At 28.0% G+C, this 8,819-nt stretch carries 3 protein-coding genes; all 3 read right to left on the bottom strand.

Annotation, left to right across the window (positions count from 1 at the left end; translation table 11 throughout):
- Positions 1-114: 114 nt before the first annotated feature.
- Positions 115-555 carry a hypothetical protein gene (locus tag GBZ86_RS09880; RefSeq protein WP_152890230.1) on the bottom strand — a complete coding sequence of 147 codons (441 nt, stop codon included), beginning with the start codon at positions 553-555 and terminating at the stop codon, positions 115-117.
- A 142-nt stretch (positions 556-697) separates the two neighbouring features.
- On the bottom strand, positions 698-6,265 hold the full coding sequence (locus GBZ86_RS09875) for an Ig-like domain-containing protein (protein WP_152890228.1): 5,568 nt from the start codon (positions 6,263-6,265) through the stop codon (positions 698-700).
- Between the two features lie 241 nt (positions 6,266-6,506).
- On the bottom strand, positions 6,507-8,819 hold a 2,313-nt coding region (locus tag GBZ86_RS17140), incomplete at its 5' end, for a carbohydrate-binding protein (RefSeq protein ID WP_479690745.1).

Below are 8,819 nucleotides of genomic sequence, written 5' to 3'. Positions count from 1 at the left end.
GTTTTTGGTAATTATATTAAAACAAAGGTTACCGGCTATTTTCACGTCTAAATTTTTGGTAATTTATAAACTTTTTTCTAATTAAAATTTGTCAATGGTATTTGAATCCAAAGATTAAACACTAGTGATTTTTTCTATTTTTTTTATATAATTTTTCATATCATTATTTTTCAAATAATAATCTATATCTTTTAACTGTACCCATTTTCCATCACAAAATCCACTTTCTTTTTTAAGTATAATTATATCATTTTCTTCAATATTAAATAAATAACACTTATGAAAATCTAACTCTTTCTTTTTATTTTCTTTAAATTCGTTTATATTTTTTATTAATACGCACTCTTTTGATGTTAACTTTATACCTATTATTTCTTGAATTTCTTTGCAGATTATATCAATATTTACTTCTTTTAAATTTAAAATTTTACTAGGAATTGTCCATTTATCCCCTTTCTTTAAAATTAACACATATTTATTATTAGATATAATAATACTACTAAATAAAATTTTTATCACCTCATAATAAATTATTAATACTCCAAAATTATACATTTAAAATTTAAATTTTTATTATTATCTTATACTTTTTTATTTAATATTGTGTATACTCTTTATTAGTATTTATTAAATACTAAAAAAATAAAGTTATATGAAAGCTTTTTAACAAAAACTCCCATATAACTTGTTTTTAATTTTATTGCTCTAAAATTTTTCCACTAATATAATTTATTTCAAATTCATCAATTATATTATCTCCATTTAGATCATACTCTGATTTTTCTTGTCCATAGTACTTTGCTGCTAATGACAAATCTCCTATATCAACTTTACCATCTTTATTTATGTCAGCTGATATTTCTAATTCCACTAACTGATCTATAGCATCTTGAAGCATTGTAGCTGCACTATCTACCTCATATTGTGTTGACTTTTCATTCATATATACTTTCTTTGCATAATTTAAAGCATCATTTAAAATTTTCAAAGTTTCTTCAGTATAATTTCCTGACAGCAACTCAGTAGTAATATTAATTTTTTCTTCTAATTTTTCTTTAGATATTTTATCTTCATTTTTTATAAAGTTTATTTCATAAATTGTTGAAGAACCATCTTCTGCAGTAACAATTATTTTTGATTTTCCTATTTTATATGTTGCTGGTACTACTGTTACAGATGCATTTTCTTCTGCTTTAGCAGTTATTTTTGGAAAATCATTATCATTTAAAATAACTTCATACTCTAAAGTTTCTGGATTAAAATTAGATATTAAATTACCATTTAATTTTATTTCACTAGCTTTATTATTAGTATTTTTTATAACATCATTTTTATAAACTTGCAATTCAGTTATTCCTAGTGATTTTCCATTTTCAGCATTCATAACTAATCTTAATTCTGAAGTTTTAACTTTATCAAATTTATAAACTCTAGTGTTGTTAAATTCTCCATTTTCTAAAGATTGTCCAGTAACATTTTTCCATTCTCCATTTTGCTTATACTGTACTTTAGCTGATTTTGGTAAAGCTATTCCATGATCAGTAAAATAGTTAACAGTCATTTCATCAACATAATATTCTTGGGGACCACTTCTTCCAAATTCTACGGAAACCCATCCATCTTTATCTGGATTTGACTTCCAATTAGTCCATCTATCATGTGGCGAATCATCAAAAGAAATTATATCATTATTTATATGAGATAATCTATCATTTGATGATGTAGATATTGGTGGCTCATTAGAATAAGATGCTGCTGTCCTTGGATAATCATACCCATTTTGAAATCTTGATATATTTAATCCTTTTTCAAAATCTTCTGATACTCTTACTGTTGCAGTGGCTTTTAAATTAGATCCTTCAACATTTCCTTGCAAAGTATATTCTCCAGTTTTTGAAAGTTTTCTTTTCGATAATTTTTCCCACGAAACTGGAAGTTGCACTTCTGCTCCATCACTATAATAAACAGTAACTTCTCCTGGTAAAATTGGTTCTTCTCCAACTAAAGTAACAGTAGATATATTTTGTATTGCTATTTCACCTTTTACCTCTACATTAGCTACTGCTTTTATTGATGTTCCTTCTACCTTTCCATATACTTTAAAACTACCTACTTTTTTATAATCTTCAGGATTTATATCATCCCAAATAACAGTTTTCTCTTTAGATAATCCTACATTATAATTAGCTGTAATAGTTTTAGGTAATACTGGAAGCACTCCTTTGCCAGTAATAATATTTTCCTCATTTAAAGATAATATTATTTTTTCAACATTTGATGGTGTTGATGATATATTTAATTTATTTGAAGTTACAGTTCTATCTTTATAAGTTACATTAATATAAATTTCTGCTTCTCCACCACCAACTATAGCTAATTGACCATTTCTAATTTCAACTACAGATTTGTCAGACGTAATAAATTCTATAGTTGCATCATTATTATTAATTAACTCTCCATTAACTAAATATGCTTTTATATCTAAATCTATTAGATCATCTTCCTTAACATTTGTATCAGGCACTGATATAACAGCTTCATTTAAATATGGATCTTCTTCAATAAATTTAATTGTATAAACTTGTTCATTTTTTCCACTTTCAGATGTAACAGTTATTGTAGCTTCACCTGGCAAACTTGTTGGAGGAATTATTGTCTCTACTCCATTATTAACTGTTGAAACTTTTATTTCTGGAATTTTTGCTCCATATGGCATTTTTATTTCATACTCAGTTTTATCTGGTGAAAAATCTTCTAACACTTCACCATTTATTAAAATTTCTGATAATTTTGCATCATCATTTTCAGTTATTAATTCTCCAAAAATTTCAATTTCCGTTAAAGCCAACGATTTTCCTGATGTTGGAGTCATATTAACTCTTATTTTATTTGTTGTTACAGTATCAAAAGTTATCTCATGTTTAGTATTATTAACTGGAACTGCCGGAGTCATTTCCATATTAGATACTGGTATCCAATTTTGTCCATCAAAATATTCAATAACTAAACTTGTTGGTGCTTCACATCCAGAATCTGAATATATATATAAATTCATATTATCAAAAGTCTGATTTTCTTTCCACTCTATGCCAGCCCAATCATTTGAAGTTGCAGGCCAATTTGTCCATCTATTTTTAGGACTATTATTAAATGATATAATTCCATCATTTAAATGTGATGTTGAATCTCCAGAACCTGTTTGTGATGCAATTCCTATTCCTTTAGTAGGTGCTGATGAAAGTGCAATATTAGTTCTTGTAGTTTCATTAGTAACTCTTATTCTTGATTCTGCCTTATAATTTGCTGTTCCTTCAACTATTCCTTCAACTATATAAGTTCCTACCTCTGCATATTTACTTGGATCTATCTCTTCCCAAACTACAGAACTACTTTTTTCTTTACCATCACTATAAATCATATAAGCTTCTTGTGGTAATATTGGAACTTCTCCAACTTTTGTTACTGTGGAATATGGTTTTACTCCTATTATATCTCTTATAGTAATTATAGCTTCTGCTTTTATGGATGTTCCCTCAACTGTTCCCTTAACTTTAACTACTCCTATTTTATCAAAATCATCTTCATTTATAGTATCCCATGTTACAGATACCATTTTTGAATTGCTATTTCCATAAGTAGCTTCCACTTCTGTTGGTAAATTAAGCTTTTCTCCTTTTGTTAAATTTATTAATATTGGTTCTATACCAACTATTTTATTATTATTTTCTTCTGAAGGATTAATCTTATAAACTGTGGTTAAATCAGAGTCTAATCCTTTTGATTTTGCCTCCACTGTAACTGTTCCTTCAGTTTCATCTGCTTGTACAATAAGTAAAGCCTTTCCACTAAAAGCTTTTCTTTTGTCATCTTTAAATCGTTCTACACTAGCTGCATTACCATTATCAACGCCAACAATTTCTCCACCAGTTACTTTAAATTCTATAAGATTATCTGCATCAGGTACCATTATTCCGTTTTCATCTACTACATCAACCTCTATAAAAGATAATGATTTACCATCAGCCTCTATTACTTTTTTTTCTGGTGTCATTTTTATTGCTGCTGCTTCTCCTGCTGTTGTTATTTCATCCTCTGCAACAATAACACCATCTTTCTTAGCTACAGCCTTTATTGTTCCCTTTTGAAATGGAATATCCCACTCTAAATGTAGTTTTCCATCTGATGTTTCAAGATAATTTTTACCATAATTAGTAGTTTTATTTTCAAAACTTCTTTCTCCTAAAGATTCTCCATTTAAAAATAATTCCACAGTATCTACATTTGAATATGCCCAAACTTTAATATTTTCTCCTTCTTTCCAATTCCAATGTGGTAAAAGATGTAACATTGGTTCCTCTGTCCATTGGCTTTGGTAAAAATAAAATGCATCTTTTTCAAATCCTGCTGTATCTATAGCTCCAAAATATGAACTTTTTGCTGGGAAAGAATTGTAAAAAGGAGTTGGTTCTCCAATATAATCAAATCCTGTCCATATAAACTGACCTGCACTAAATTGTCTATCTCTATCTCTTTTTGTAGAATCCTCCATAGATCTTCCCCATCCAACTACTGAATTATCATAAGATGAGGTTTGTAAATTATCATAATCACTAATATTAGGGATATTTGGATCTAAATATACACCTCTTGATCTTACTGCAGAAGATATTTCTGAACCATACATTTTTCTTTCTGGATTATCTGCATGATGTACATCATATACATTTTCACTATAATTATATCCTACTATATCAACAGCTTCCATAACTTGGTCTCTATATGTGTGATAGTTTGGTACATCATCTTCTTTATTTCCTCTATATTTATCCTCTCCTATAGTTGTAGGTCTCGTTGGATCTATTTCTTTTATCCATTTAACTAGATTTTTTGCTATAGTTACGCCTTTAGCATTATTTGTATCATAAATTTCATTCCCTATAGACCACATTATTATAGATGGACTATTTTTACCTCTATCAACCATAGCTTGTATATCTCTTTTAGCATATTGATTGAAAAATCTTCCGTAATCATAAGTTTTCTTTGATTGCTCCCAACAATCAAAAGCCTCATCTATAAGAAGTATTCCTTCTCTTTCACATATTTTTATAAATTCATTTGATGCTGGATTATGAGTAATTCTTATTGCATTAACTCCCATATCTTTTAACATCAATATTTGCCTTTCAACAGCATCATAGTTAACAGCCGAACCTAATGCACCTAGATCATGATGCATACACACTCCATTAAGCTTCATATTTTCACCATTTAATGAAAATCCCTTATCTTCATCAAATTCAAAATACCTAAAACCAAAAGGTGTTTCGTAAGTATCTACAATATTTCCATCCATCTCAACTTCAGTAATAACTTTATACATATTTCCGTTATATACACCCCAAAGTGTTGGATTTTGCACAGTTAAATTATGATTAATATTATTAATACCTACTGATAAAACTTCATTAGTTTCATACTCTGAAACTAATTCTCCCCTTGGTGAAAAAATTTTAGATTTTATATTAACTGTTTTTTCTATGTTTTTAGTATTATTTATTTCTGTTTTTACATTAACATTTACTCCATTACCAATTTTTAAATCTTCTTCTAATGTTGGTGTTGTTACAAATGTACCATATCTGTCTACATGTATTGGATCTGTAACTGTCAAATAAACATTTCTATAAATACCACTACCAGAATACCATCTACTACTAGGCTGTCTATTAACTACTTTTACAGCTATTATATTTTCTTCTCCATTAAATTTAAGATTATCTTCAATGTTAAAACTAAAAGGAGTATATCCATTTTGATATTCTCCAACCTTTGTACCGTTTACATAAATTTCACTTTCCATGTAAACTCCATCAAAATCTATGGAGATTTCCTTTCCTTTCATTGAATCTTCTAAAGTAAATGTTTTTCTATACCATGCAGTTCCTCCATCTAGCCATCCGCCTTCATGAGTTGCCACTGAATTAGGATTAAAATCTAATTCTATACTCCAATCATGAGGTAAATCCAATGTTCTCCATGAAGAATCATCAAAATTATTAGATTCTGCACCATTCACATTGCCTAAATTAAATTTCCAATCTTGTGTAAAATCAATTTTTCTAGAATCATTTTTAATAAGTTCAGTTTTTAATTTAGTAATGGTTTTTTCCATATTTTTAGCAGACTCTGTAGCTAAAACTGATGTAACAGAAAAATTGGTTATTAATGAAGCTGTCATTATTAAAGCTAAAACTTTTTTCAAATTATTCACATCCCCTTCCTTTTTAAATGTTTACAGTATAATTTTTACATATTTTGCTTATATTTTCAACAAGTTTTTATATTTAATTTTTATTTTCAATCTTTTCAAACTCTTAATATGTAAAAATTTAATACTAATTTCATAATTTAAATAAAGTATTTAAATTAAGCACTTAAATATTTAAATAAAAATTTTAATATTTAAGTGCTTTTAATTTTTTATAAAATATACAATTTTAAAATTAATTTATATGCAAATAATCTATAGTAAAATCTCCTATATCTGGACAATCACTATCTAAATTTGCTGAGAAAGTAATGGTATTTATTCCTTTATTAAAGTTAACATTAACTTTAATTATTCCTTGATTAGATGATTCAATTGGATAAACCCTTTTTTCAATATGAACTCCATTTATACTGATTTGTAATACTTTCAAAGCTTCCGTTTTTTTAGAATTTATATAATTTATCACTATAGTATATTCCCCGTTTTTAGGAATGTAAGCTATCATTGTAACATAGGATGGTGGATTACCTGAGACTAAATTAGTTACATATCCTGAGAAAATTTCTTTATTTATAATAGCTTTACCACCTAATACTCCCATGGTAACATTATAAGTTATTGGAAATAACACCTCTGCACTTTCATTCCCTTCTTTAAGATAATAAAGTGTAAATGCTCCTAAATCTGGTGCTTTATTATTACCATCACCATAAAATTTTATTTTGTTATTACCTGATTTAAGATTAATTTTGCTACTTAAAGTGGATAATAAAGTATTTGCTATAACATAATTTGTATCTAATTCTACATCATTTATTTCTAATTTCAAATTTTTTATAAATGAATCAGTATTTCTTACTGTTAATATAAAATGGTATAATCCATTAATTGGAACATCAATAGTTAAAATAGAACTTCCTCCTTTAACACCTCCTAAATTAATTACAAAATTGGATAAATCAAGTTTTGCACCATTATTCAACTTTCCATGAGAAACTGTATACATTAATGGCTCAAAATTAAGAACATTAACTGATGCTGGTATTATTGTTTGTGTTGTTATAGGCAAACTTAAAATTACTTCTCCTAAACTTGGACCATAGTTTATTCCATCTCCATGAAACTTAATAGTATTAATTCCATTATTTAAATTTACTGCCACAGTAAAGGTTTTAACATTTTCTATAGTCCATCCATCAGTTGGTGTTGGAGTATAAACTGATCCTGTATTTACTCCATTTATATCTATCTTTAAGTTTCTATTAGATTCTGCTCCTATATACTGTACTACTAAATTATACTTTCCTCCATTTTCCACATTTACAGTTAAAGTAGTTGCACCATCACTTGGTCCTCCTATCCATCCTGCCACATTTACTCCTCCAGCATCCTCTATTAAAGCTCCATTAGAAAGTACTCCATCTATTGCATTATATTTATAAATTGCTTTACTTTCTATTGTATTTGGTATAGTTATAGAAGTTGTAGAAATTAATCTTAATGTTACTTGTCCTAAACTTGGTCCATAATTTGTTCCATCTCCATGAAATTTAATAGTATTAGACCCACTATCTAAATTTACTGTTATAGAAAATATTTTAGAATTTCCTATAGTCCATCCATCAGTTGGTGTTGGAGTATAAACTAAACCTGTACTTGTTCCATTTATATCTATCTTTAAGTTTCTATTAGCATCTGCTCCTATATACTGTACTGCTAAATTATAACTACCAGCACTTTCTACATTTACAGTTAAGGTAGTTGCACCATCACTTGGTCCTCCTATCCATCCTACCACGTTAACTCCTCCGGCATCCTCTATTAAAGCTCCATTAGAAAGTATTCCATCTACTGTATTAAAATTATACTTTGATGATATTTCTATTAAAGTAAATACACCTAAATCTGGTGCATAGTTTATTCCATCTCCATAAAATTTTAGTTTGTTTAATCCTGATTGTAAAGTTATTGGTAAATTAAATGATCCTGAATAATCTCCTGTAATATTATATATTGTTCCTGTATTAATTCCATTAACATCTATTTTTAGTGGTCTATTATTATTTCTATAATTTATAATTAAATTATATACTCCATCATTAGATACATTTACTGCAATAGTTGAAGCTCCATTTGTTGGCCCACCTATATAAGTTGCTAAGTTTGCTATCTCATCTATTCTTGCTCCATTTTCTAATAATCCATTAACAACATTATAATTATAAGTTTTCATAATTGTTTCAATTGTAGATATTAAAGTTAAAGTTACTTCTCCAAGACTTGGACCATAGTTTATTCCATCTCCATGGAACTTAATAGTGTTTGTTCCACTATTTAAATTTACTGCCACAGTAAAGGTCTTAGCATCTCCTATGGACCATCCATTAGTTGGTGTTGGAGTGTAAACTTCTCCTGTGCTTGTTCCATTTATATCTATCTTTAAGTTTCTATTAGCATCTACCCCTATATACTTCACTGCTAAATTATAATTCCCTGCAGCTGCTACATTTACAGTTAAGGTAGTTGCACCATCACTTGGTCCTCC

The organism is Clostridium tarantellae (genome assembly GCF_009295725.1).
GTDB classification, from domain to species: Bacteria; Bacillota; Clostridia; order Clostridiales; family Clostridiaceae; genus Sarcina; species Sarcina tarantellae.
Note: the sequence above shows the minus strand (reverse complement) of the source record. Positions and strands in the feature narration are given on the sequence as shown.

What these genes read in the sequence shown, in the direction of transcription:
- GBZ86_RS09880 (WP_152890230.1), bottom strand. Translation starts at nt 555, where the DNA reads ATGTATAATTTTGGAGTATTAATAATTTATTATGAGGTGATAAAAATT.